The 22405-nt window shown below is 56.9% G+C and carries 21 protein-coding genes, 3 tRNA genes and 1 other RNA gene; 12 read left to right on the plus strand and 13 right to left on the minus strand.

Features of this window, described 5'->3' with window-relative positions; translation table 11 throughout:
* Positions 1-6 precede the first annotated feature (6 nt).
* Positions 7-1161, minus strand: coding sequence for an MFS transporter (locus tag WCL58_RS08225; RefSeq protein WP_047730202.1), 1155 nt, complete (start codon positions 1159-1161; stop codon positions 7-9).
* A gap of 54 nt (positions 1162-1215) precedes the next feature.
* Complete coding sequence (locus WCL58_RS08230) at positions 1216-1620, minus strand: DUF4186 domain-containing protein (RefSeq protein ID WP_373275086.1); 405 nt, start codon at positions 1618-1620, stop codon at positions 1216-1218.
* A 698-nt stretch (positions 1621-2318) separates the two neighbouring features.
* Between WCL58_RS08230 and ompC the strand changes: the two genes are divergently transcribed.
* Together ompC and WCL58_RS08240 are read left to right on the plus strand one after the other, a co-directional pair.
* A complete protein-coding gene (ompC, locus tag WCL58_RS08235) occupies positions 2319-3449 on the plus strand; it encodes a porin OmpC (RefSeq protein ID WP_038876356.1) in 1131 nt (376 codons plus the stop codon).
* 150 nt (positions 3450-3599) lie between these two features.
* Complete coding sequence (locus WCL58_RS08240) at positions 3600-4016, plus strand: VOC family protein (RefSeq protein WP_100396406.1); 417 nt, start codon at positions 3600-3602, stop codon at positions 4014-4016.
* Here the strand turns inward: WCL58_RS08240 and WCL58_RS08245 are convergent.
* Positions 4010-4588, minus strand: a complete 579-nt coding sequence (locus WCL58_RS08245; RefSeq protein WP_060439390.1) for a TetR/AcrR family transcriptional regulator — start codon at positions 4586-4588, stop codon at positions 4010-4012. The genes WCL58_RS08240 and WCL58_RS08245 overlap by 7 nt on opposite strands.
* Positions 4589-4695: 107 nt before the next feature.
* On the opposite strand from WCL58_RS08245, the gene WCL58_RS08250 reads away from it, so the two are divergent.
* The 4 genes from WCL58_RS08250 to WCL58_RS08265 all read left to right on the plus strand — a co-directional run bounded on the left by WCL58_RS08250 (position 4696) and on the right by WCL58_RS08265 (position 5947).
* Positions 4696-5163, plus strand: a complete 468-nt coding sequence (locus WCL58_RS08250; protein WP_070915333.1) for a nuclear transport factor 2 family protein — start codon at positions 4696-4698, stop codon at positions 5161-5163.
* A 127-nt stretch (positions 5164-5290) separates the two neighbouring features.
* Positions 5291-5620, plus strand: a complete 330-nt coding sequence (gene osmE, locus WCL58_RS08255; protein ID WP_019453681.1) for an osmotically-inducible lipoprotein OsmE — start codon at positions 5291-5293, stop codon at positions 5618-5620.
* A gap of 157 nt (positions 5621-5777) precedes the next feature.
* Positions 5778-5865 (plus strand) — tRNA-Ser (locus WCL58_RS08260).
* Between the two features lie 6 nt (positions 5866-5871).
* Positions 5872-5947, plus strand: a tRNA-Thr gene (locus WCL58_RS08265).
* 133 nt (positions 5948-6080) lie between these two features.
* Here the strand turns inward: WCL58_RS08265 and WCL58_RS08270 are convergent.
* Positions 6081-7256: an acyltransferase family protein gene (locus WCL58_RS08270; protein WP_336850858.1), complete on the minus strand. Its 1176-nt coding sequence runs from the start codon at positions 7254-7256 to the stop codon at positions 6081-6083.
* 142 nt (positions 7257-7398) lie between these two features.
* Positions 7399-7641, minus strand: a complete 243-nt coding sequence (locus WCL58_RS08275; protein ID WP_336850859.1) for a DinI family protein — start codon at positions 7639-7641, stop codon at positions 7399-7401.
* 864 nt (positions 7642-8505) lie between these two features.
* On the opposite strand from WCL58_RS08275, the gene WCL58_RS08280 reads away from it, so the two are divergent.
* Both WCL58_RS08280 and WCL58_RS08285 read left to right on the plus strand, forming a co-directional pair.
* Positions 8506-9159, plus strand: coding sequence for a helix-turn-helix domain-containing protein (locus WCL58_RS08280; RefSeq protein ID WP_197812333.1), 654 nt, complete (start codon positions 8506-8508; stop codon positions 9157-9159).
* Positions 9160-9648, plus strand: coding sequence for a hypothetical protein (locus WCL58_RS08285; RefSeq protein WP_060420144.1), 489 nt, complete (start codon positions 9160-9162; stop codon positions 9646-9648).
* On the opposite strand, the gene WCL58_RS08290 is transcribed toward WCL58_RS08285, so the two are convergent.
* From WCL58_RS08290 to ttrS, 4 genes are all read right to left on the minus strand, one after another.
* Positions 9641-10372, minus strand: a complete 732-nt coding sequence (locus tag WCL58_RS08290) for a metallophosphoesterase family protein (protein WP_336850861.1) — start codon at positions 10370-10372, stop codon at positions 9641-9643. The genes WCL58_RS08285 and WCL58_RS08290 overlap by 8 nt on opposite strands.
* Before the next feature lie 17 nt (positions 10373-10389).
* On the minus strand, positions 10390-11052 hold the full coding sequence (locus WCL58_RS08295) for a VUT family protein (protein ID WP_025303625.1): 663 nt from the start codon (positions 11050-11052) through the stop codon (positions 10390-10392).
* A gap of 340 nt (positions 11053-11392) precedes the next feature.
* Complete coding sequence (gene ttrR / locus WCL58_RS08300; RefSeq protein ID WP_141959783.1) at positions 11393-11992, minus strand: tetrathionate respiration response regulator TtrR; 600 nt, start codon at positions 11990-11992, stop codon at positions 11393-11395.
* Complete coding sequence (gene ttrS / locus WCL58_RS08305) at positions 11964-13685, minus strand: tetrathionate respiration histidine kinase TtrS (protein WP_336851041.1); 1722 nt, start codon at positions 13683-13685, stop codon at positions 11964-11966. The genes ttrR and ttrS overlap by 29 nt, the downstream gene beginning before the upstream one ends.
* Before the next feature lie 229 nt (positions 13686-13914).
* On the opposite strand from ttrS, the gene ttrB reads away from it, so the two are divergent.
* The 3 genes from ttrB to ttrA are packed head-to-tail and all read left to right on the plus strand — an operon-like array spanning position 13915 to position 18738.
* The gene (gene ttrB, locus WCL58_RS08310; protein WP_336850862.1) at positions 13915-14652 is read left to right on the plus strand and encodes a tetrathionate reductase subunit TtrB; all 738 of its coding nucleotides are present in this window, start codon (positions 13915-13917) and stop codon (positions 14650-14652) included.
* Complete coding sequence (gene ttrC / locus WCL58_RS08315; RefSeq protein ID WP_070914527.1) at positions 14649-15674, plus strand: tetrathionate reductase subunit TtrC; 1026 nt, start codon at positions 14649-14651, stop codon at positions 15672-15674. The genes ttrB and ttrC overlap by 4 nt, the downstream gene beginning before the upstream one ends.
* On the plus strand, positions 15667-18738 hold the full coding sequence (gene ttrA, locus WCL58_RS08320) for a tetrathionate reductase subunit TtrA (protein WP_147840089.1): 3072 nt from the start codon (positions 15667-15669) through the stop codon (positions 18736-18738). The genes ttrC and ttrA overlap by 8 nt, the downstream gene beginning before the upstream one ends.
* 47 nt (positions 18739-18785) lie before the next feature.
* On the opposite strand, the gene WCL58_RS08325 is transcribed toward ttrA, so the two are convergent.
* The 4 genes from WCL58_RS08325 to WCL58_RS08340 all read right to left on the minus strand — a co-directional run bounded on the left by WCL58_RS08325 (position 18786) and on the right by WCL58_RS08340 (position 21123).
* Positions 18786-18915, minus strand: a non-coding RNA gene (locus WCL58_RS08325) — RtT sRNA.
* Positions 18916-18949: 34 nt separating this feature from the next.
* Positions 18950-19026, minus strand: a tRNA-Pro gene (locus WCL58_RS08330).
* Between the two features lie 78 nt (positions 19027-19104).
* Positions 19105-20886 carry an LPS biosynthesis-modulating metalloenzyme YejM gene (yejM, locus tag WCL58_RS08335; RefSeq protein WP_102984354.1) on the minus strand — a complete coding sequence of 594 codons (1782 nt, stop codon included), beginning with the start codon at positions 20884-20886 and terminating at the stop codon, positions 19105-19107.
* Positions 20887-20895: 9 nt separating this feature from the next.
* The gene (locus tag WCL58_RS08340; protein ID WP_004935782.1) at positions 20896-21123 is read right to left on the minus strand and encodes a YejL family protein; all 228 of its coding nucleotides are present in this window, start codon (positions 21121-21123) and stop codon (positions 20896-20898) included.
* 211 nt (positions 21124-21334) lie between these two features.
* Between WCL58_RS08340 and yejK the strand changes: the two genes are divergently transcribed.
* Positions 21335-22342, plus strand: a complete 1008-nt coding sequence (gene yejK / locus WCL58_RS08345; RefSeq protein ID WP_149571280.1) for a nucleoid-associated protein YejK — start codon at positions 21335-21337, stop codon at positions 22340-22342.
* Positions 22343-22405 lie beyond the last annotated feature (63 nt).

Consider the following 22405-nt stretch of genomic DNA (forward strand, 5'->3'; position numbering starts at 1 on the left):
CCTGAATCAGCGAGTGACGGCCTTGGCGCTGGCGGTGACCGCCAACAGCAGGGCGGCTACGCAGGCGAAAGCCACCGTCAGGCTGGAAAACTGAGCGATAAAGCCGATCAGCGCCGGGCCGGCCAGAATACCGGCATAGCCGACGGTGGTGACGGAGGCGATCGCCAAATTGGCCGGCATGTCGCGCTGGTTGCCCGCCGCGCTGAACAGGATCGGCACGACGTTCGAGGCGCCCAGGCCGACCAGCATGAAACCGACCAGCGACACGGTAGCGTGATTGAAGGCGATGGCCAGGCTCAGACCGAGTGCGGCGCACAGGCTGCCCAGCAGCAGCACCCGGTAGCGGCCCAGCGAATTCACCACCCGATCGCCATTGAGCCGGCCGAGCGTCATGGTGATGGAAAACAGCGCATAGCCCAGGCCGGCCTGGCTATGTTCGACGCCGCGCAGCGTGGTGAGGAACAGCGCGCTCCAGTCGAGCATCGATCCTTCCGCCAGAAACATGATAAAGCACAGGATGCCGATGAACATCACCCAGCCGCGCGGCAAAACGAACATCGGCCCGCCGTCGTCGGCGCCGCTCTCACGCAGCAGATGGCGGCTGGCGAGCGCCAGCAGCACTATCACCGCCAGTACGGTAAGCAGGGTGGATTGCAGCGGCGTCAGGCCCAGCCACAGCAGCGCGCTGACGCCACCGGCGCCAGCAATGCCGCCGATGCTGAAGAAACCGTGAAAACCGGACATCATCGCCTTGCCGCTGGCGCGTTCAACGATCACCGCCTGAACGTTCATCGCCACGTCGATCATGCCGATCGCTGCCCCGAACAGCAGCAGCGCCACGGCCATGCCGCCGAGGGAATCCATCAGCGCCAGCAGCGGCAGATCGATGCATAACCCGAGCCCCGCCATCAGGATCACCGCGCGGCAGCCCAGTTTGCCGGTCAGGAAACCGGTCAGCGGCATCGCCAGCATGGAACCGGCACCGATACAGAGCAGCAACAGGCCGAGCGAGCCGTCATCGATACCGATGCGCGTTTTGGCGAAGGGCACCAGCGGCGCCCAGGCGGCCATGCCAAGACCGGCGACGAAAAAGGCCAGGCGGGTGGCGATCTGTTGAGGAACGCCGGGCGTTTGCTGTTCATTGCACAAGGTGGCTGTCATGTAAGCGTCAGGATCTTGGGTCAAAAGAGTGGCGAAAGTTACTGACAGTTTTTATCACAATCCGCGATCCGGGTCGAAAAGATTCGCGTTTGGCTCCTCTCTGGCACCGCCTCTGCGCACCAGCCACAGGGCGATCGCCTGGACTATATACGCCTTTTGCCGTTGGTCGAGCGCGATACCCTGCGGTATGCCGTGCCACTTTTCCAGGCAGTCGCGGCAGCAGGTGGCGGTGGCGTGTTGGGCGACAAACACCGGGTGGCCGCGCATCGGCGTTTGCTTACCGTCATTTTTAGGATGGGCGGCGGCCAGGCGACGGTCGATGAAATCGCGGGCATGGCTGAGGATCAGCGGCAATCCCTTGTCGTCGAGGTAGGTTTGGTCCTTGGCATTTAAACGGAAACGGGCGCGGAAGGGGGAGCTTTGCAGCCGCTGCCACAGCACGTCGGGTTGAAAGGGCATCATAACTTTACTCGCTGAGGGTGAGCTTTTTTTCAGGCTATCAGAAGTGAAACTCCGCGGCTAATTATGCCTGCGGCGAGAAATAAAGGATGGGATAAAGCACGAAATGAAAAGCAAGCTCAATTTATAGACTAAAATAACAGAAAAGATTAGCAATTAGTGCGGAAGTGAATTAGTGAAACTATATCATGAGGTTATTTATTTGCTTGCTATTTGTACGAGCTGAAATTGTGAGGAGAGTGTGGAGGAAAATAAAAAACCGGCCAGAAGCCGGTTAAAGGAATGCTGAAATTATCTTCGGATAATGAAGGTAATAATGAAAATAATGATGATAGCGAGGTGATTATAGCGGCTGCGTGCGGACAGCGTTTTGGCACAATGTGCTTATTGCCCGATTCAATTGTATGGTTGCCTTTTTTTTCTTAAAGATATGTATAACTACATGATTTTTTATCAATTAATCTATTCTTTGTCTTTAAGTGCTTTATTTTGTTTGTCTGTAATGTTTTGTGAAAGTTCGCGCGTATTTACATTTTGAAACCTTTATTAATTACAATGAAACACTATCGGATACTTGGTATCATTTTCTTTCTGGATTAATATAACCCTTGTTACCAGAATGGTAATGCACAGTCGTGCTAATAATGCTCGAAAAGGGCAGTGGCCGTAGCTCGACATAATTAACGAGGATAATAACGATGAAACTTCGAGTACTCTCTCTGATGGTACCCGCACTGCTGGTTGCAGGCACAGCAGGCGCGGCGGAAATCTACAACAAAGACGGTAATAAACTGGATTTGTACGGTAAAGTCGACGGTCTTCACTATTTCTCCAGCAATGATGGCGCGGACGGCGATCAGTCTTATATGCGTTTTGGCCTGCGTGGCGAAACGCAAATCAGCGATCAGCTGACCGGTTACGGCCAGTGGGAATATCAGGCTAACCTGAACCACGCTGAAAACCAGGACAACAAGAACTTCACCCGTTACGGCTTCGCCGGTCTGAAATTCGGCGACTACGGTTCCTTCGACTATGGTCGTAACACCGGCGTGCTGTACGACGTCGCGGCTTACACCGACTTGCAGCCTGAGTTCGACGGCTCGACCTACGGCGCTGACCAGTTCATGTTCCAGCGCTCCAGCGGTCTGGCGACCTACCGTAACAACGGCTTCTTCGGTTTGGTTGACGGCCTGAACTTCGCCCTGCAGTACCAGGGTAAGAACGGCAGCGCTGAAGAGACCAACAACGGCCGTGATGTCCTGGGCCAAAACGGTGAAGGTTACGGCATGTCGATGAGCTATGACATGGGTTACGGCATCAGTGCCGCCGGTGCCTTCTTCAACTCTCGTCGTACCAGCGAGCAGAACGGCGGTGGCGGCTACCAGAACATTATGGGCCGCGGCGACAAGGCGGAAGGTTACTCCGGTGGCCTGAAATATGACGCCAACGACACCTACCTGGCCGTGATGTTCACCCAGTCTTACAACGCGGCGCGCTTCGGTAGCTCTACCAGCGATGCTTTCGGTTACGCCAACAAGGCGCAGAGCTTCGAAGCCTACGCGCACTACCAGTTCGACTTCGGTCTGCGTCCGTTCGTGGGCTATAACCAGACCAAAGGTAAGGATCTGGGCCGCGCCGGTAACGGCAAGGACTACGGTGATGAAGATCTGGTCAAATTCGTCGACCTGGGCGCGACCTACTTCTTCAACAAAAACATGTCCACCTATGTTGACTACAAAATCAACCTGCTGGACAACAACGACTTCACCCAAGCTGCCGGTATCAACACCGACAACGTGGTTGCCGTGGGCCTGGTTTACCAGTTCTAAGCACCTCAGTGTGAACGTCATCACGCGGCCTTCGGGCCGCGTTTTTTTTTGCCTGTAAAGCACGGATTGATCCGTTGTCGGCACGGGAAGCGCTTCGGCTAGCCCTCGCTCGGCCTACGCTGTCAGTACAGCAAACAGAGCGGAGGTGATATGGAACTCAAGATCGACAAGGTGATCGAAACGGTGCTGTACGTCAGCGATATTGAACGCGCGGACGCCTTTTATCGAGAGGTGCTGCAACTGCCGGCGATGGTTGCCAACGAACGGTTTCGCGCCTATAACGTCGGCGATCGAAGCGTATTGTTGCTGTTTATCGAGGGCGACTCGCTGCGTGGGGCGCACTATCCGACCGGGTTTATTCCCGCGCACGATGGCGTGGGGCCGGCGCATATCGGGCTGGCGGTAGCGAAAGACCAACTGCCGCATTGGGAACGGCATCTGATGGTCAACGGCGTGGAGATAGAGGGGCGGATGCGCTGGGAACACGGCGGGGAGAGCATTTATTTTCGCGATCCCGACGCTCATCTGCTGGAGTTGGTGACGCCGGGCATTTGGGCCAATTACTGATCGAACCCGCCTTGCGCCAACATGTCCAACGTAGCATTCAGCACCTGCAGCGCGGCCTGCGGTTGCCGCTCTATCTGCACTCTGACGATGGCGCCGTCGATCAGCATCGCCAACATCGCTGAGTGCTGTTCCCGCTGTGGGCCGGCGGGCAGGTGACGTGCCAGCTCGTCCGCCATCTGCCGCTTATGCTGGCTGGCGATGTGCAGGCTTTCCGGCAGCAGGTCGGCAAGTTCCACCGCCGTATTGATAAACGCGCAGCCGCGAAAGCGCGGATCGTCGAACCATTCCGCCAGGCAGGGCGCCAGCGCCGCCAGCAACCCGCCGGTTTGCGTCACATGCCTGGCCAACGCTGTGCTGAACCAGGCTAGCCACTGCTGGTGGCGATAGGCCAAAAACGCCGTAATCAAGTCGTTCTTGCTGGGAAAATGGCGGTAAAACGTCACCTTGGTTACGCCAGATTCCTTGATGATGCGATCGATGCCGGTGGCGCGGATCCCCTCCTGATAAAACAGATCGTGCGCCGTCAGCAGGATGCGCTGGCGGGCGGGCAAGGCGTTGAGATCGGCGGTCATCATTTTCTCCTGGGCTATTTCCGAGTGATTGTAGACAACTCTGTCTACATGCGCTAGCGTAATGTTGTAGACAGAGTTGTCTACATACCTTCACTCAGGAGATGAACATGAGCATTAAACCCCCATTGCCGCCTTTTACCCGCGAATCCGCCATCGAGAAGGTGCGGCTGGCGGAGGATGCCTGGAACAGTCGCGATCCTGAACGCGTATCGCAGGTATATTCCCTCGATACCCATTGGCGTAACCGCGCGGAGTTTGTCGAAGGCCGCACAGCGGTAGTCGGTTTTTTACAACGCAAATGGGCGAAAGAACTGGAGTATCGGCTAATCAAGGAACTGTGGGCGTTTGATGGCGCGCGCATCGCGGTGCGTTTCGCCTATGAATGGCGCGACGATTCCGGCAACTGGTATCGCAGCTTCGGCAACGAAAACTGGGAGTTCAATCAGGAGGGGCTGATGATCAACCGCCATGCGTGCATCAACGACATGCCGATCCGCGAACAGGATCGGCGTTTTCACTGGCCGCTCGGCCGGCGGCCGGATGATGTCCCGGCCCTGAGCGATTTCGGTTTTTGAATCTGACGTCGCGCCCGCGATGGCCGCTCGTGAGGAAAAGCGCACCGATCGACAAAGGGGAGTTTGTAGAAAAGCCTTTCCACTTCTAGACTTAGGGGACAACAAACGCACTCCAAGAGGACAAGCTATGACGAAGAAGTTGGTTTTGGCCGTCGGCACTGCGGCGGTATTTTCCATTCTTGCCGGCTGCACCGCCTATGACCGCGCAACCAGTTATGTCAATGAGCCGGTGGTCAGCGATGTCAAAGTAGGGATGACCAAGCAGCAGGTGCGGGCTATCGCCGGTCCGCCGTCGACCACCGCCACGCTGGTTCATGCGCAGGGCACTTGCGACACCTATGCGGTGGCGCCGCGCGACGGCAAAGTGCAAACGTACTTTGTCAGCTACAACGACACGGGCCATGTCATGAACAAGGGCTATCAAACCTGTTCAGACTACGATTCTCAGCCGAAATAATCGCGTTTCGGCCGACACAAAAAGCCTCGCTTGCGCGGGGCTTTTCATTTTTTAAGCGTTTAAGGCCTGAAGTTTAGGCAACTGCACCGGTTGTGCCATTTTTTTGCATGAAAACGATAGACATTTCATAACGGTATCGCTAATATCAGCGCCCATTGGAAGGATGGCCGAGTGGTTTAAGGCAACGGTCTTGAAAACCGTCGAGTGTAACAGCTCCCAGAGTTCGAATCTCTGTCCTTCCGCCAAATTCAGCCGGCTTAGCTCAGTAGGTAGAGCAACTGACTTGTAATCAGTAGGTCACCAGTTCGATTCCGGTAGCCGGCACCATGATAGAAGCCCCAGCAGCGATGCTGGGGCTTTTTGTTATGGATTTTTTACTGGAAGCGCCACGAGAAGGAGTTTCTCAGGTGGTGCTGAAGTTAACCGATAAGCAGCCATCAGATTGAGTGTTGATAGGCAATTACCGTAGCGCCACAGCTTTCGTTTGGTTGCGGCTAATAAGCATTTTGCCGAGTTTGATACCTGGTTTCTCAACAAAGTGGTACAGCAACGTTGCGATACCATAGGTGAGCGGGAGAATGATTCCTGATGCAACAATGAACCGCATTACTGAAGAAAGTTCAGCAAATGATGTGTTTGAGAGCAAATAGGCAACGACCGGTAGGACTATCAATAGGTGGAGCAAATAGACTGAGTATGAGACATCTCCCAGAAATACGCTGAAACGGTTTGTCAGGCACCAGCGCGGCAAGCGCAGCACGCGCGACCACTTGCTCTCTTCATTCCTGGCCCAAAGCATCGTGACCATCATTAAGATAAGACCTATTTGAGCGAGCAAATGGTATTTATTCAATTCGTTTGGCAGATACGCGCTACCCAGTACAGCTAATAAAGCAAAAACGACATAGCGAACACTCTTACTGCGGATTGATTCAGCCATCAGCATACCCCCAATAAATAAGTTCAGCTTTATGAGGATCATGGAGGGCATGGGGAATGCAGCAAAGTAGTCCGGTACTAAAAATTTGGCGAGTCCGCACAGCAAGACAACCGCGAGGCATGCACGGGCAAATCCCTGTTTCAAGACTGTCAACATGATGAATGGAAAAAGTAAATAGAACTGCATTTCCAAACCGATGCTCCAGTCGGGGAGCACCGTATTGAAGGAGTAATCAGGCAGAAAGCCAAACATAAAGGTGACGTGCGTAAATATATTCAAGAATGAATGATTGCTATAGCGTGAGCTGTTGGTTTGCGTTTCGCTGTAGAAGTGGCCAATGATGTCTCTGGCCTCACCGAAGTAGCTACCAAATACAATTGCCACAGCCAATAAGACGTAGTATAGCGGCGCGATGCGAAAGAATCGCCGAGTCCAAAATTTTTTGAAAGTCGACGCGTCGGTCCAGGGTTCCTGTTCCTTACGCTCAACATAATTTTTGGCCATTAAGTAGCCAGAAAGCAGGATGAATAGATCTACGCCGATAGCAGGGACAGAAAGAATAGGGAAATGAAAGCGGGTTAAAATGCAGATATGACCCAAAACAACCCAAAGAGATGCCAAACCACGTAATCCTTCAAGTTCCTGTGACCACTGATTGACGGGGTAGTCGGAGGATTCTGCTAATCCGTTTTTCATGAATCGTTCCAGCCTAAAGTTTGCATTTTATTCTAGTATAGAGCGGGTGGGACGAAATGTTGCTGGCAGAACAAGGGGCGGCATTGGCCATCAGTTTTGGCTGGAAATATAGCCGGTGGGTGAACCGGCTATCAGATAGAGTTCAAATATCCGTGACCAGCCACTGATCCGCTTCTTCGAACATCTCTTCCAACATTCGGTTCAGCTTCTCACGATCGCTTTTGCTGGCGTCGGAGTTCAGGCCGTTGGCCTGCATCGGTTTTACGCGCACTTCGGCATCAGGAAACAGCGCATGCACGCGTTTTTCCAGCTCGTTGCGAATAATCTCGGCGGCGTTGGGTAGCCCAGCGACGTTGCGCTTGTCGTACACTAATTCTACAAACATGACTCACCTGTAAACACTGATTTAATGTACAGTATTCTGGCCTGAGGAAGGCGGGTTGGCAAGAGTGGGAAAGCAATTTTGCATGAGGCGTTCATTCTTGCTTGCGCTACGGAGGGCTAAGCCTGCCGCAGAATCATTTTCTTATGTCTGGCCACTGGCCTGCATTTTCCCCGCTCACTTCGCGCGTGAATCTTCAAAGGGCGTGATCATTCCCGCAGTCTGCATTTTTCTCCCTTAAAAATCAGTACGTAAGGCGGTGGCGTCGGGCCGGGGCTCCCTGGTGTTGGAGGCCCGGCGCCACCTTTCTGGTCGCCGTTCTTGGCATAATGTTGCTCAACGCAGGTATGCGCCGGAACTCGGCGCTACGGGCGCTGACGCAGCGTCTTCGCGTTCTGACGGAGAAAAAATCCCGAGTGTTGGGCAATAGTCGCTCTATGAGCGCTGAATAAGGCATTCATCTCATTTCGTTTAAAATTAAACCGGGATGCGGTTTGCTCTCCAGGTGGGCTTTCTTGCACTAAATTGCTGCGAGGTTAATGATCAGTATTTTAGGTTTCTCCCGCGGCAGCTATGGCGTGAATGCGATGAAGATATCCCGGGCGTTGTCAAGCGCCTCTGAAGCTTGATGAACGGGATATGAGTTAGCCTGCTTAGATAGTTTTTATAAGTAAAATGAATCATTTCAATAAAAACCAGTCACGTTCATCAAGAACGATGGTTTGCAATAAAATCATTTTATTACAATAGGTTTTTTGTGTTTTTCGTCCGTCTCTCGCCCAGGGTCATTGTCATGCCCACCCTGGAAGTGGTTTAATGTTTTTAATTCACTTTAATGACGCTAAAGTATAGGTTTAAAACATTATAATGCAACCAAACAACATTAAAATATCAGAAGAAAATGGTATGTCATTGAAAATGATAGGCGAAAACCTCACTTACCTCATGCGCATGCACGGGATTGACGCCAGTCGGTTGAGCAGCGAAACAGGGATAGGTATTGCCACCATCAATAATCTGAGGAAAGGGGTGGGGAATCCCACGATCGCCACGCTTGCATCCATTGGTGAATTTTTCAGCGTAAAAGTAGGGGAGCTGACTGACAAGGATTTAAGCGTCACAGGGGAGGCCAAACACAATGTGAGATCGCTGCCGCTCATTAGCTACAGCGATGTAGAGCGTTTTCTGGCCAACAGGGTCAGAACGGCAGATACCTATACGACGGAAGTCGATGACATGACGGACGATTCGCTGTTTGTGGCAGAGATAACGAATAATTCACTGTCGCCTGAATTAGACCGTGGAACGTATTGTGTGATCTCCCTCAAGGAGCCATTTTGTGATGGGGACATCGTCCTGGTTAAGCTGAAAAATTACCCAATATGCTTAAGGCGAGTTTTTGTTTCTGACGACGACTTGTTGTTTACAAATATCTCATTAGATTCAGATAGCAGCGTGAAGTCCTATAGCGATTATGCGATCGTCGGTGTTCTATTGAAAACGATAAAGAGGCTGAAATAAATGGATTTATTTAACATAATGAGAAGGCTAAGAAAAATATACTCTCCCAGTTACCTCTATACGTTAGATCGCAGCGTGATCCGAACGGCGGATGGATATTGGCTTTTCAAAGAGTTTGGCACCCATACTTTCGTGAAAAAAAACTGGGGGCAACTCATCGAGGGCGATTTTCTCAGGCACGTTAACCCGAAAGACATCGCTTTTATCGCCGAGACCGAGTCTAAAATAAAAATCGCCTCGGCCAAACTGTCGATTCATGAAGAAAAAAGAAACTGTATGTGGACGTTGAAAAACGACGTTGACTCGATATCAATATCAGGGGCGGATTTCCTAAAGGATCGCGATCTTGTCGACAAAACCGAGTCCTTGGATGCGACGAAAATAGCCTTTTATGCCGGGGTAAAAGAAGGCAGAGCACTCTCTGCCTCTTTGAAAAATGCAAAGAAAAGCGACAAGTCTAAAAAAACAATACTGACGTTGATTAAATAAACCAGGGTTCGACGTGAATATGCTCATCGAACGTAATTACGCTGAAAGCCGAGTTGTCTATGCTGCTGACATCGCTTGTGCCGTTTTTCCATTGCGAACAAATTGCCGGGGAAACAGAGATTAAGGTTTCCCCCAGCTTTCTTTGGAATAACGTATGCGCATGGCCTGAGCCGATAAACTTAACGTTTAATCGTTGGCAGAGGCTCAATAGCTCCTCAGCATTGTTTAACATACAGCTATCAACAATCGGGGTGCCTACAGGAATAGGGTGATGATGCAAGAAGACGGCGACCTTTTTATTGCCACTTGCGGCGATGGCTTTTTCAAGCGTGTCGAGCGCATGCGTCGAGACCCTGCCGAAATCTTCGTTATCAACCACCGAGTCGATGCTGAGCATGCGCCATTCGTCATCTTCAAACGAGTTTATATCATAGTTGCCGCCCTGTTTATAGGCTGCATCGTCCAGGTTCTTTTTGTTGTCATGGTTGCCTGGGAAAAAATAGAAAGGTAAGGAAGTGCGGTTCATTATCTTAAAGAAGCGCTCATAAGAGGGGATATCGCCATCATGAGAGATGTCACCCGTCACAATGATTAAGTCGGCATTGATTTTATCTGCATTGGCATTAATGAAGTCAATGGCCCTGTCGAAATTAGCAAGATGCTTCGAAGCCAGCGCGCTTTCATTAGGCATAATATGTATGTCGCTAATCTGAATTACTTTCATGCTAGACCCTGTTGATATTACTTAAATGGATTGTATGAGGTGCCCCAATCATAGTGATCGGTGTTTTCTATCTTCTTCACCCACTCGACTAAGGCGATGGCGAGCGGCAGCAAGACAATGGAGACGACAACTTTATAAGACCAGGTTGTGCTTATGATGTTAACCAACTCCATGAAGGTGTATTTTCCTGAAAGACTGATCGGATAGGCTGTCAGCAACAGGGCGGCCTGCGTAGACATGGAGCCCACAATATATCGGATAAAGAAGTATTTGCCGGAGAAGATAATCTTCATCTTTGAAATAATGAAGCCATTGACGAAATAAGCGACCGGAACGGACACCCAGGTACCGATCATGACTCGCCAGAATTCGTGGTACAAAGAATAATAGTGCGTGGCGATATCGTTGTTTTCTGGCTGAATAACGGCTGAGAGATTAAGTATTATGACATATAAGCTTTGACAGAAGACCATGATCCATATTGCTCTGACCGACAATTTATAGCCGTAAACCTCAGTAAGCAATGTGGAGATCAAGAAACACAGGGAGAATACAATGCCGCTGGCCGTTATTTTAAAACCATAGATATCAAAGACCTTATAAACCAACGTGTCGCAGGTGATCATAATGGTCACCGTCAGGCCAACAAAAAGGCCATAGAGCTTGAGATTTCCTTGCATTTTTATTCCTTATTTAGTCCGTGTTCTTCTGTTATTCATAATCCATACTTATTTAAAGCGTCAACCAAGCGGCCAGATAGTGGCGCAATGATGCTTGAGCCATGTCGCATGGCCATCGTTTCTCTTTATTCAAGGCAACGCCTCTCCTTTCCCTCACGGGGTTCCTGAAGGCGAAAGCGCTACGCTGGGTTATGCGAAGAATGCTGATGGCCTGTTGATTGAGAAAAGATGACTTTACCGTAATTCATTAATATTTCTAATGAATATATTACCTGGATTGCGCTGTGTCAATCATGGGAAGAGGAATACGGGACGTTAGCTTGATGAGGGCTTTATACGTTCACTCCCGGGGCGTGGGCGGCAGAGCCTGCAGCTGAATCACCAATTCCGCCAGGCTAGCGGCCTGCATTTTCTCCATCACTTTCGCCCGGTGAACCTCCACGGTGCGCAGCGCGATATTCAGCCGCTCCGCCATTTCCCGATTCATCATGCCTCGCACTACCAGCTGCGCGATGTCGCGTTCTTTCGGCGTAAGCGTGCGGTAGCGGCCGTAAGTTTCATGGCGTTGCCAGGCTGCGGCCGAAACCCGGTGCGCGCGTTCGAGGGCGGCGATCAGCGGTTCAGCGGCGATCGGTTTTTGCAGGAAGTCCACCGCGCCGTACTTCATTTGCTCCACCGCCATCGGCACGTCGCCATGGCCGGACAGGAACACCACCGCCAGCGTGCTGCCGAGGCGGCGCAGCTCAGCGTAGGCCTGGTGCCCATCGAGTTTCGGCATCCTCATGTCCAGCAAGACGATCCCGGTCTGAAACAGGTCGGCCTGCGCCAAAAAGTCGGTGCTGTCATTCCAGCACTGCACGTCGTGGCCGAGGCTGATCAGCAAAAAATGGCAGGCGTCGGTGACGGCGACGTCATCGTCCACCAGATGAATTAGCGACATGGTTTTCCTCATCGTTCAATATGAAATGCAGCGTTACGCACAGCCCATTGCGGCTGTCGGGGGCGGGGCGGTTAGCCAGGCGGATTTCGCCGCCGCCATAGCGGGCCAGGCGCCGACAAATGGCTAACCCCAGCCCCATGCCGCCGGCTTTGGTGGTGTTGAAGGGGCGAAAAGCCTGTTCCAGCCCGGCCATTGTCATGCCGCCCGCGTTGTCCTGCAGATGCAACTCGATCGCCCGTTCGCTCTGGGTGGCGGAAAGCCAGACGGCATTGGCCCCGGCCTGCGCCGCATTCAGCAGCAGGTTCGCCAGCAGCTGTTCCAGCAGCGCCGGCGGCAGGGTTAGCGTCAGCGAAGGCGCCACGTTGTTGAACAACGTCAGGTCTGGATAGCGCTGCGTCAGGCGCAGCAGCGCCCACACCCGCTCGGCGGTTTCGCTTACCGCAGCGGGCTGCCAGCGCGTTTGGTCTATCGCCTCTGCGGTGGGCTGTGCCCACTGGCGCAGGTTATGAATCGTCTCGCCGCCGCGCTGCGCCTGTCGGTCGATATTTTCCAGCGGCCCCAGCAGCGGATGCCCGGCGTCCGTTTTGCGCAGTTGGATCAGGCATCCTTGCGCATAGTGGCGAATAGCCGCCAGCGGTTGATTGAGCTCGTGTGCGAAGCCGGAGGCCATCTCCCCCAGCACGTTCAGCTGCCTGGCGTTCTCCAGCGCCTGCTCCTGCCGCCGCAGTTGCTCTCCGGCATGGAGCAACTGCCGCCCGCGCCGGCGTACCAGCAGCGCGATCCAGATGTGGTTGACGATCAACAGCGCCAGCACCGCCAGCGACAGGCCGACGGCCGTCTGATGCTGGATCAGCCAGCTTTTGATATCCAGCCACAGCCGCCGCTGTTCCGGGTGCTGATTGACGGCGCGCAGCAGCGCTTCCACCTCGCTGGTCGAGGCCGGTGCGCCCCACAGGAAGGGTGACTGCGGCGGTGCGGTCAGCAAGGCTCTTGCCACCGCATCCACCAGTGAGTTATCCAGGCCGGGTAGGGCGGCGAACGACCAGTTGGGGTAAAGCGGCGTGCTGGTAACGCAGGGAACCGACGCGGCCTGTTGCAACAGCGGGCGAAAATCCGCCGGATTGATCAGGCCTTCCTGATCCATTTTCTCCAGCAGGCAAACGGGGACGATGGCGGCCTGAATGGCGCGTTCGCGCAACAGATAGAGCAGGGCGTCGGCAGGGAAACCGGTAAAGCGCAGGTGAAAATCGCGCTCGGGCCGTATGCCGGCATCGCTGAGCACCTTATAACCGGTCAGATAGCCGCCGAAGGCCTGCGGATCGATGGCGCCCACCGTTTTGCCCATCAGCGCCTGCGGCGTCGTAATGCCGCTGTCGCGCCGCACCAGAATCACGCTGCCGATGATGTTGCCCGTTGCCCGGTCGCCGTTGGCGGCGCGCAACGACGCCAGCCAGCGCAGATGATAGTGGCTGTTCAGCTGCACAAACTGCGCCGGATTGGTGACCACGAACTGCACGCTGCCCCGATTGACCGCCTCGCGCATCTGCGCCAGATCGAGCGGCCGCAGGCAGAAGCGTTCACCGCCGACGCTGCCGTTGAGCCTGTCGATTAGCGGCTGCCAGTCACGCGCGGTCGCCGCATCGCCGCGCATCGCCAGCACGCCGACCGACCACTCGCCCGCCTGTGCCGCCATCCCCCAGCCGAGACTGAGCAGCAGTAATAACACGACCCTCACGGCCCCTCCTGATGGGCAATCTGCCTGCCGTCACTTGTTTTAGATCAACGTTAGGTTCGGTATGTGGTTAACCACAATAGAGCTGAGCCCAATGCCATTTTTACACTGTAAATCATCGACATTGTTTATTCATCTAACGGGCATCAATAGCGTGATCGGGGTGATGCCTAGGGTGTGGGAGAGGCGCATGGATTTCGGTAAACGGCAGTTTTTGCAGCGGCTGAGCGTGTTGACGGCGGGGGCTTCGCTGATCCCCATGGCGGAAGCCGGGCTGACGTGGGCGCCGACGCGGCGCGAGGGGGATATTCGCCGCCGCTACGCGATGCTGATCGACCTGCGGCGCTGCGTCGGGTGCCAGGCCTGTACCGTGAGCTGCGCCATTGAAAACCAGACGCCGCACGGGGAGTTTCGCACCACGGTAAACCAGTACCAGGTCAGCCTCGAAGGCGAAGCGGTGGCGACCAACGTGCTGCTGCCCAGGCTGTGTAACCACTGCGACAACCCGCCCTGCGTGCCGGTATGCCCGGTGCAGGCCACCTTCCAGCGCGAGGACGGGATCGTGGTGGTCGACAACAAACGCTGCGTGGGGTGCGCCTATTGCGTGCAGGCCTGTCCGTACGATGCCCGCTTTATCAATCACGCCACCCAAACGGCGGACAAATGCACCTTCTGCGTGCACCGGCTGGAAGCGGGATTGTTGCCGGCGTGCGTGGAGTCGTGCGTGGGCGGGGCGCGGATCATCGGCGACATGCGCGATCCGCACAGCACGCTGAGCAAGCTGCTGCGGCGCCATGAGGCCGAGATCAAAGTCCTCAAGCCGGAGAATAAAACCGCGCCTCACGTCTTTTATCTGGGGCTGGATGACGCCTTCGTCACGCCGCTGCCGGGCCGGGCGCAGGTCGCCTTATGGGGGGAGGGACGATGAGCCGCCAACTGATGATCGCAGAAGTGCTGAGCCAGCCGCAGGCGGTGAGCTGGCTGCCGTGGGCCGTGCAATATTTCTTCTTTATCGGCATCGCCGCCTGCGCCGCGTTGCTGGCCTGCGTGTGGCGCTGGCGCGGTGGAGATAACGCCGCGCATCTGGAGCGCATGGCGCTGTTTATCGGGCTGACGTGTGCCATCACCGCGCCGCTGGCGTTGACCGCCGACCTGCATCAAACCGCCCGCTTTTGGCATTTCTACGCTTACCCGACGCCCTGGTCGTGGATGCCGTGGGGCGCGCTGTTCTTGCCGCTGTTTACCTTGTTGATTGGCCTGTGGTTTATCGCGATCGAATTTACGCGGCTGACGGGCAGGCGGGTGGCGCTGCTGCGTGGGATAGCGCCCGCTTGTGCGCTGGTAGCTATCGGCCTGCTGTTGTACACCGGGCGTGAGGTTTCCGTCGTGCGCGCCCGCCCCATCTGGTTCAGCTACGGATTTCCGATCGTGATGTTCCTCAGCGCGCTGCAGGCGCTCTTGGCCCTGTTGCTGTTGGCGATGCGCAAACGGCCCGGACTGCAAGCGCCGCTGGCGCGCGGGATGCTGCTGACGCTGTTGCTGCTCGGCGGGGCGATCCTGCTGTGGGTGTGCGGCGATACGCTATCCGGCGCGGCGGTACGCCACTGGCTGCAGACGCAGGCGACGGCACGTCAGTATGCCGCCGGGTGGATCGCGCTGTGGGCACTGGCGCTGGCGTGTGCCGCCTGGGCCGCCTATCGACGTTTGCCGCGCGGCGGCGCGCCGCTGCTGGTGGCCGGCGCGCTGGGGCTGAGCTGGCTAATGCGCTGGACGCTGTTGATCGAGGTGCAAACCCTCCCGAAATACAACGCGTCTTATTCCCTCTATAGCCTGCCGCTGGGTACCGACGGCTTGCTGGCGATCGTCGGCACTTTCGGGCTGTGGCTGGCGTTAATGATCATGGTGCGTGAAGCACAGGCGTTTTTATTGCGGAGAAAACAACATGGCTAAACTCACCCGGCGTCAGTGGTTGAAAGTGGGCCTGGCCTTCGGCGGGTTGTCCGCTTTTGGCCTGAGCTATCGTGAGGTCGCCAAACGGGCGATCGACGGCTTGATTCACGGCACCTCAGGGCGGGTGACGTTGGATCGCATCAACGGCAACTCTCTGCTGCCCGAAGGGCGGGCAATGCCGGAATGGCAAGGCAATCCGCAGCAGGCCATCTCAATGACCCAGTGTTTCGGCTGCTGGACGCAATGCGGCGTGCGGGTACGGGTGGACAGGCAGACCGATCGGGTATTGCGCATTGCCGGCAACCCTTATCATCCGCTGTCTCAGGAACGGCACGTCGACTCGGCGTTGCCGTTGCAGGAGGCGTTGGCGCAGCTGGGCGGCGAAAGCGGCCTCGACGCCCGTTCCACCGCCTGCGCGCGCGGCGCCACGCTGCTGGAGGGGCTTTACAGCCCGCTGCGCGTGCTGGAGCCGATGAAGCGCGTCGGCAAGCGCGGCGAGGGCAAGTGGCAACGCATCAGCTTCGAACAGCTGATCGCTGAAGTGGTGGAGGGCGGCGATCTGTTCGGCGAGGGGCATGTGGACGGCCTGCGGGCGATCCGCGATCTGGAAACGCCGATCGACGCCCGGCGGCCGGGGCTGGGGCCGAAAGCCAACCAGCTGCTGGTGACCAACGCCGGTGACGACGGGCGCGACAGCTTCCTGCGGCGCTTCGCCCAGAACAGCTTCGGCAGCAAAAACTTCGGCGCACACGGCGCTTATTGTGGGCTGGCCTACCGTGCCGGCTCCGGTGCATTGATGAACGATCTGGACAAGAACCCGCATGTGAAACCGGACTGGGAACAGGTCGAATTCGCGCTGTTTATGGGCACCTCGCCGGCGCAGTCCGGCAACCCGTTCAAGCGCCAGGCCCGGCAGCTGGCCAGCGCCAGATTGCGCAGCGAGTTTCGCTATGCGGTGGTGGCGCCGGCGCTGCCGCTGACCACCACGCTGGCGGACGATCATGGCCATTGGATCCCGATATTGCCGGGCACGGACTCGGCGCTGGCGATGGCGATGATCCAGTGGATCCTCGACAACCGGCGTTATCAGGCCGGCTATCTCGCCATCCCGTCGGAGGTCGCCATGCAGCGTGCCGGCGAGAAGAGCTGGACCAACGCCACGCATCTGGTGATCGCCGAGAGCGAGCACCCGCTGGCGGGGCAGCATCTGACGCTTGCTCATCTGAACGGCGCCGAGTCGGCGTCGCCGCTGGTCGTCAACGGCGCGGGGGAGCTGGTGCCGGCCGAGGCGTGCGACCGTGCCGAGCTGTGGGTAACCCGCACGGTGACGCTGCACGACGGCGCGCAGGTGGCGGTGAAAAGTGGTTTCCAGTGTCTGAAAGAGGCCGCCGATAAACTGTCGCCGGAGGCGTACAGCCGGGAATGCGGCGTGCCGGTGGCGCGCATCGCGGCGCTGGCCGAGGCTTTTACCGCCCATGGGCGCAAGGCGGCGGTGATCGCCCATGGCGGGATGATGGCGGCAAACGGGTTTTACAATACCTGGTCGGTGATGATGCTCAATGTGTTGATCGGTAACCTTAGCCTGGAGGGTGGAGTGTTCGTCGGCGGCGGCAAATTCAACGGCTTTGCCGAGGGGCCGCGCTATAACCTGGTCGAGTTTCCCGGCCTGGTAAAACCGAAGGGGCTGAATATCGCGCGCAGCAAGGCCGCCTATGAAACCTCCGACGAATACCGCGAAAAAGTGGCGGCGGGCGTTTCACCCTGGCCGGCCAGGGCGCCCTGGTATCCGTTCGTCGCTGGGCAGTTGACCGAGCTGCTGACGTCTGCGCTGGCGGGGTATCCGTACGGGCTCAAAGCCTGGATCTCGAACATGACCAACCCCCTGTACGGTATTGCCGGGTTGCGCGGCGTGGCGGAGGAGCGGCTTAAAGATCCGGCGCGTTTACCGCTGTTTATCGCCATCGATGCGTTTATCAACGAAACGACGGCGCTGGCCGACTATATCATCCCGGATACCCATAACTTTGAGAGCTGGGGATTCAGCGCTCCCTGGGGCGGCGTCGCCAGCAAGGCCACTACCGCGCGCTGGCCGATAGTGACGCCGGCGACCGCGAAAACGGCGCAAGGGCAGCCGATTTCCATGGAGGCGTTTTGCATCGCCGTCGCCAAACGCCTGGGGCTGCCGGGGTTTGGCGATCGCGCGATCGGCGACGGCCAGGGCGGGCTGCTGCCGCTCAACCGCGCCGAGGATTATTATCTGCGCGCCGCCGCCAACGTGGCGTTTGCCGGCAAGGCGCCGGTGCCGGCCGCGAGGGCGGAAGAGCTGGCGCTGTGCGGCGTCGATCGCTTGTTGCCGCAGCTTGCGCAGACGCTGCGCGCCGATGAAATCGACCGCGTGGCGTTTATCTACAGCCGCGGCGGCCGCTTCGCCGATCATGACAGCGGTCGCCGCGACGGCAGCGTGGGCAACCGTTGGGAGAAGCCGCTGCAGATCTGGAATGCGGAAGTGGCAAAGCACCGCCATGCGATCACCGGCGAGCGTTTCAGCGGCTGTCCCACCTGTTACCCGGCGCGTTTGTCGGACGGCCGCGCGGTGGAAGAGCTCTACCCTGAGCGGCAGTGGCCGCTGCGGCTGATGTCCTTCAAATCCAATGTGATGAGCAGCTCCACCGCGGTGATCCGGCGCCTGCACGACGTGAAGCCGGTGAACCTGGTGGCCCTGAACCCGGCGGACGGGGTGCGTTTCGGCATTCAACACGGTGACTGGGTGAGCATCAGTACGCCGGGCGGCAGCCGGGAGGCGCAGATCAGTTTGCTGGCGGGGGTGATGCCCGGTGTGATCGCGGTGGAACACGGCTACGGCCACCGGGAGATGGGCGCCAGCCAGCACTACCTGGACGGCGAACCGCTGGCGATGGATGAGCGCATCGCCGCCGGCATCAACCTTAACGATTTGGGCTTTGCCGATCCGACGCGCGAAGTGCCGAACACCTGGCTGGATTGGGTAACCGGTGCGGCGGTGCGCCAGGGCATTCCTGCGGCGATCGTCAAACTTTCCGCGTAAACGGCAGACGAAAAAAAACCTGCTGTAACAGCAGGTTTTCTTAAATTTGGTCGGCATGAGAGGATTATGCGCATCTTCGATGCTTGCCCTGCGGGCCGTTGCTAAAGCAACGTGGTCTCACTGCGCTCGGCTCAGACCTCCTTCGGAGATTCTCATCCTCTCAGCGTGCAGACGAAAAAAAACCTGCTACAACAGCAGGTTTTCTTGAGCTTGGTCGGCATGAGAGGATTCGAACCTCCGACCCCCGACACCCCATGACGGTGCGCTACCAGGCTGCGCTACATGCCGACGCTATGAAAATTCATACTACCGATTCCCGATGTTAATGCAAGCGCCTCGCTACTTGATTGCTTTAGTTTTAAGCAGTTAGTTGGCGATAAAGCGTTTTACATCGGTCAGCACCTGCAACAGCAGAGCAAGCTGCGGTTTCTCGTCTTTTATTTCATCGCCGTTCTGATCGTAGACGCGATAGTTGCCGCTGTTGTCCAGCATCAGCGTCTGCGTCGGCGTGGTGATCACCAGCTGATTGCCATCGCCGGTGGCGATCCAGTTGTTGCGGCGCTGGGCGGTGAACAGATCTTCGCCCTGCGAATAGTCTTTCGGCGCGGTCTTCACGTGCAGCAACCGTTGCATCAGGGTGCGCATCACGTCGTTATGGCCGGTCAGCTTGCTGATGGTCTGGGCCGGGGTGCCCGGCCAGTGGATCACCAACGGTACCTGCAGCTGCGCCTGGTTGAAGCCGTTGCCGGCCCCCCATTGGCCTTTACCGCTGTCGTTGAATTCGACGCCGTGCTCGGCGGTGATCACCACCACGGTTTTGTCCAGCAGGCCGCGCTGTTTCAGGGTGTCCAGCACCTGGGCTATCTGGGCGTCCACGTCTTGCGCGCCGGTACGATAGCGCTGGATAAAGTCGGCCGGCGCCGGGGTTTTGGCACCTTCGGCCGGCTCGGCGCCGCTGAAGTTGATATAGGAGAACCACGGCTCTTTATCGCCCTGATCCGTCAGCCAGCGCTGCCATTGCTGCGTGGTTTGCGCGTCGCTTTGCGGCGCCGGCGTCGGCAGCGAGAAGTCGGTCAACAGGGCCTGACGGTACAGGCTGGCGTTGAAGCCGTCGGAGGAGAACAGCCCCAGCTGGTAGCCTTGATCGCTGAGCGCATTGATCAGCGCCGACGGCTTGCGCCCGGCGAGCACGCTGTCCAGATAGGTCGGGGAAATGCCGTAGAACAGGCCGAACAGCCCGGTATCGGCATGGTTGCCTGAACTGTAATGATCGCTGAAACGCACGTTTTCCTGAGCGAAGCGCGTCAGCGCCGGCATGTCTTGCGCCACGTCTTTGGCGCGAATGCCGTCTACCACGATCATCAGCAGGTTATAGCCGCTGCCTTTATCGCCGTAGCTGAGATCGCTGAGCGGATATTCCACCGCCACCGCTTCCGGATTGCCTTGTTGCACCAGGCGGCGCTCATACTCTTGCTGGTCGAGCAGGCCGTGTTTTTCGAGGAACTTGCGCGCGGTCATCGGGTACGAGAGCGGCAGGTTGGCTCGCTGCATGGTGATCGGGCGATAGAAGTTGGCGTCGGCCCAGATATAAATCAGGTGCGACGCGAAAAAGGCGCTGATAAACAGCGTCGCCAGCGGCTTGCCGAAACGGCGGCGATTCAGGCTGCGCAGCTTTTGCCAGCTCCAGGTGCCGAACAGCATCTCCACCAGGAAGATCACCGGCACGCAGATAAACATCAGCTGCCAGTCGCGCGAAAGCTCGCTTTGGTCCGGGTTGACCACCAGATCCCACACCACCGGATTGAGGTGCAGGTGGAAATGGGAGAACACTTCGCTGTCGACCAGCAACAGCGTGAGCCCGGCGGTGGCCAGCGCGGCGGAAATAAATCGCAGCAGCCGCTGCGACATCACCACGAAGGTGAGCGGGAAGATCACCAGCAAATAGCCGGCGAACACGATAAAGCTGAAATGCCCCAGCAGGCTGACCAGAGCATAGACGCGGCCCAGCAGGGAAGCGGGCCAGTCGGTGACAAACAGGTAGCGGCTACCCAGCCCAAGGGCGAGCAGAATGTTGAATAAGGCGAACCAGTGCCCCCAGCTGATCATCTGGGAGACTTTTTCACGATAACGCTGACGGTTTGTCACCATAAGTCAATATTAATGCGCTTTATCTTCACGGACAGAAGCCTGCAGGGCTTCCGCGAACGATCTCGCCAGGGTTTTCCGCTGCGCGGGGGCAACGCTGGTGTTGATCAAATTAGTGACCATGTTGCCCAGCACCATCAGGGAAAGATCGGTGGGGGTATGGTGTTTTTCCAGAACATTGACCAGCTCTGAGAGCAGTTGTTCAACGTGTTCGTCACTGTAACGGGATGATTGTGGCATAAAATTGCGCTTAGTAATCTGCAAAGTGCTCTATCTTACCGTATAGGACAGTGATTTTCCGCTCTTTTATCACTTCCTGTCATTCGGGAAATCGTTCGCCCGCGCCGGGGCGGCCCCTCGCTGCGCCTTTCCGGTTTGCCGCAGTTTTTTAGTATTGCAGGGCGGGGCCTTCAGTGTTTGAATACGCGCCTAAAGAACAGGAGGATTTACCATGAGTCTGGATATCGACCAGATCGCTCTGCATCAGTTGGTGAAACGCGACGAGCAAACGCTGGACGTGGTGCTGCGCGATTCCTTGCTTCCCGCCAACGCGGCGGTGGAAGAAATGATGGCGGAACTGCATCGCGTCTACAGCGCCAAGAGCAAGGCCTTAGGCCTGTTCAACGAAGGCAGCGAATTGGCGGAAGCGCTGCGCACCTGCCGCAAGGACGATAAAGACTTTCTGGCCTTCAGCCGCGCGGCGACCGGCCGCCTGCGCGACGAACTGGCGAAGTATCCGTTCGCCGAAGGCGGCGTGGTACTGTTCGGCCAATACCGCTATCTGGCGGTGGAGTACCTGCTGATCGCGGTGTTGAACAGCCGTAACAGCATGCGCGTCAACGAAGAGCTGGATATCAACACCACGCACTATCTGGACATCAACAACGCCGATATCGTTGCGCGCATCGATCTGACCGAGTGGGAAACCAACCCGGAATCGACCCGCTACCTGACCTTCCTGCGCGGGCGCGTGGGCCGCAAGGTCGCCGACTTCTTCATGGACTTCCTGGCGGCGTCCGAAGGGTTGGACACCAAGGCGCAAAACCGCGGGCTGCTGCAGGCGGTAGACGACTATTGCGCCGATGCGCAGCTGGACAAGAACGAGCGCCAGTCGGTGCGCCAGCAGGTGTACAGCTATTGCAATGAACAGCTGCAGGCGGGCGAAGAGATTGAACTGCAGGCGCTGTCGCAGGAGCTGTCGCCGCTCGGCGAGAAAGACTTCATGCAGTTCTCCAGCGAGCAAGGGTATGAGCTGGAAGAGAGCTTCCCGGCGGATCGCGGCACGCTGCGCCAGCTGACCAAATTTGCCGGCAGCGGCGGCGGCATCAGCCTGAACTTCGACGCCATGCTGCTTGGCGAGCGCATTTTCTGGGATGCGGCCACCGACACGCTGACCATCAAAGGCACGCCGCCGAACCTGCGCGATCAGCTGCAGCGCCGGACCGGCAGCGGCAAGTAAGCTTGCCGAATCGCAGACAATAAAAAACGCCGCAATTGCGGCGTTCTTTATTTCGGCGTCCCG

It is taken from the genome of Serratia sp. TMDUHS_CL, assembly GCF_037137105.1.
GTDB classification, from domain to species: domain Bacteria; phylum Pseudomonadota; class Gammaproteobacteria; order Enterobacterales; family Enterobacteriaceae; genus Serratia; species Serratia nevei.

Bases quoted from the DNA above. Each gene is read 5' to 3' on its own strand.
- WCL58_RS08275 (WP_336850859.1), bottom strand. From the start codon at position 7,641: ATGTTTGTAGAATTAGTGTACGACAAGCGCAACGTCGCTGGGCTACCC.
- WCL58_RS08295 (WP_025303625.1), bottom strand. From the start codon at position 11,052: ATGCAAGGAAATCTCAAGCTCTATGGCCTTTTTGTTGGCCTGACGGTG.
- ompC (WP_038876356.1), top strand. From the start codon at position 2,319: ATGAAACTTCGAGTACTCTCTCTGATGGTACCCGCACTGCTGGTTGCA.
- WCL58_RS08245 (WP_060439390.1), bottom strand. From the start codon at position 4,588: ATGACCGCCGATCTCAACGCCTTGCCCGCCCGCCAGCGCATCCTGCTG.
- WCL58_RS08290 (WP_336850861.1), bottom strand. From the start codon at position 10,372: ATGAAAGTAATTCAGATTAGCGACATACATATTATGCCTAATGAAAGC.
- WCL58_RS08280 (WP_197812333.1), top strand. From the start codon at position 8,506: ATGCAACCAAACAACATTAAAATATCAGAAGAAAATGGTATGTCATTG.
- ttrB (WP_336850862.1), top strand. From the start codon at position 13,915: ATGGATTTCGGTAAACGGCAGTTTTTGCAGCGGCTGAGCGTGTTGACG.
- WCL58_RS08225 (WP_047730202.1), bottom strand. From the start codon at position 1,161: ATGACAGCCACCTTGTGCAATGAACAGCAAACGCCCGGCGTTCCTCAA.
- WCL58_RS08250 (WP_070915333.1), top strand. From the start codon at position 4,696: ATGAGCATTAAACCCCCATTGCCGCCTTTTACCCGCGAATCCGCCATC.
- ttrR (WP_141959783.1), bottom strand. From the start codon at position 11,992: ATGTCGCTAATTCATCTGGTGGACGATGACGTCGCCGTCACCGACGCC.
- WCL58_RS08230 (WP_373275086.1), bottom strand. From the start codon at position 1,620: ATGCCCTTTCAACCCGACGTGCTGTGGCAGCGGCTGCAAAGCTCCCCC.
- osmE (WP_019453681.1), top strand. From the start codon at position 5,291: ATGACGAAGAAGTTGGTTTTGGCCGTCGGCACTGCGGCGGTATTTTCC.
- ttrA (WP_147840089.1), top strand. From the start codon at position 15,667: ATGGCTAAACTCACCCGGCGTCAGTGGTTGAAAGTGGGCCTGGCCTTC.
- WCL58_RS08340 (WP_004935782.1), bottom strand. From the start codon at position 21,123: ATGCCACAATCATCCCGTTACAGTGACGAACACGTTGAACAACTGCTC.
- ttrS (WP_336851041.1), bottom strand. From the start codon at position 13,685: ATGGCGGCACAGGCGGGCGAGTGGTCGGTCGGCGTGCTGGCGATGCGC.
- WCL58_RS08285 (WP_060420144.1), top strand. From the start codon at position 9,160: ATGGATTTATTTAACATAATGAGAAGGCTAAGAAAAATATACTCTCCC.
- WCL58_RS08240 (WP_100396406.1), top strand. From the start codon at position 3,600: ATGGAACTCAAGATCGACAAGGTGATCGAAACGGTGCTGTACGTCAGC.
- yejK (WP_149571280.1), top strand. From the start codon at position 21,335: ATGAGTCTGGATATCGACCAGATCGCTCTGCATCAGTTGGTGAAACGC.
- yejM (WP_102984354.1), bottom strand. From the start codon at position 20,886: ATGGTGACAAACCGTCAGCGTTATCGTGAAAAAGTCTCCCAGATGATC.
- ttrC (WP_070914527.1), top strand. From the start codon at position 14,649: ATGAGCCGCCAACTGATGATCGCAGAAGTGCTGAGCCAGCCGCAGGCG.
- WCL58_RS08270 (WP_336850858.1), bottom strand. From the start codon at position 7,256: ATGAAAAACGGATTAGCAGAATCCTCCGACTACCCCGTCAATCAGTGG.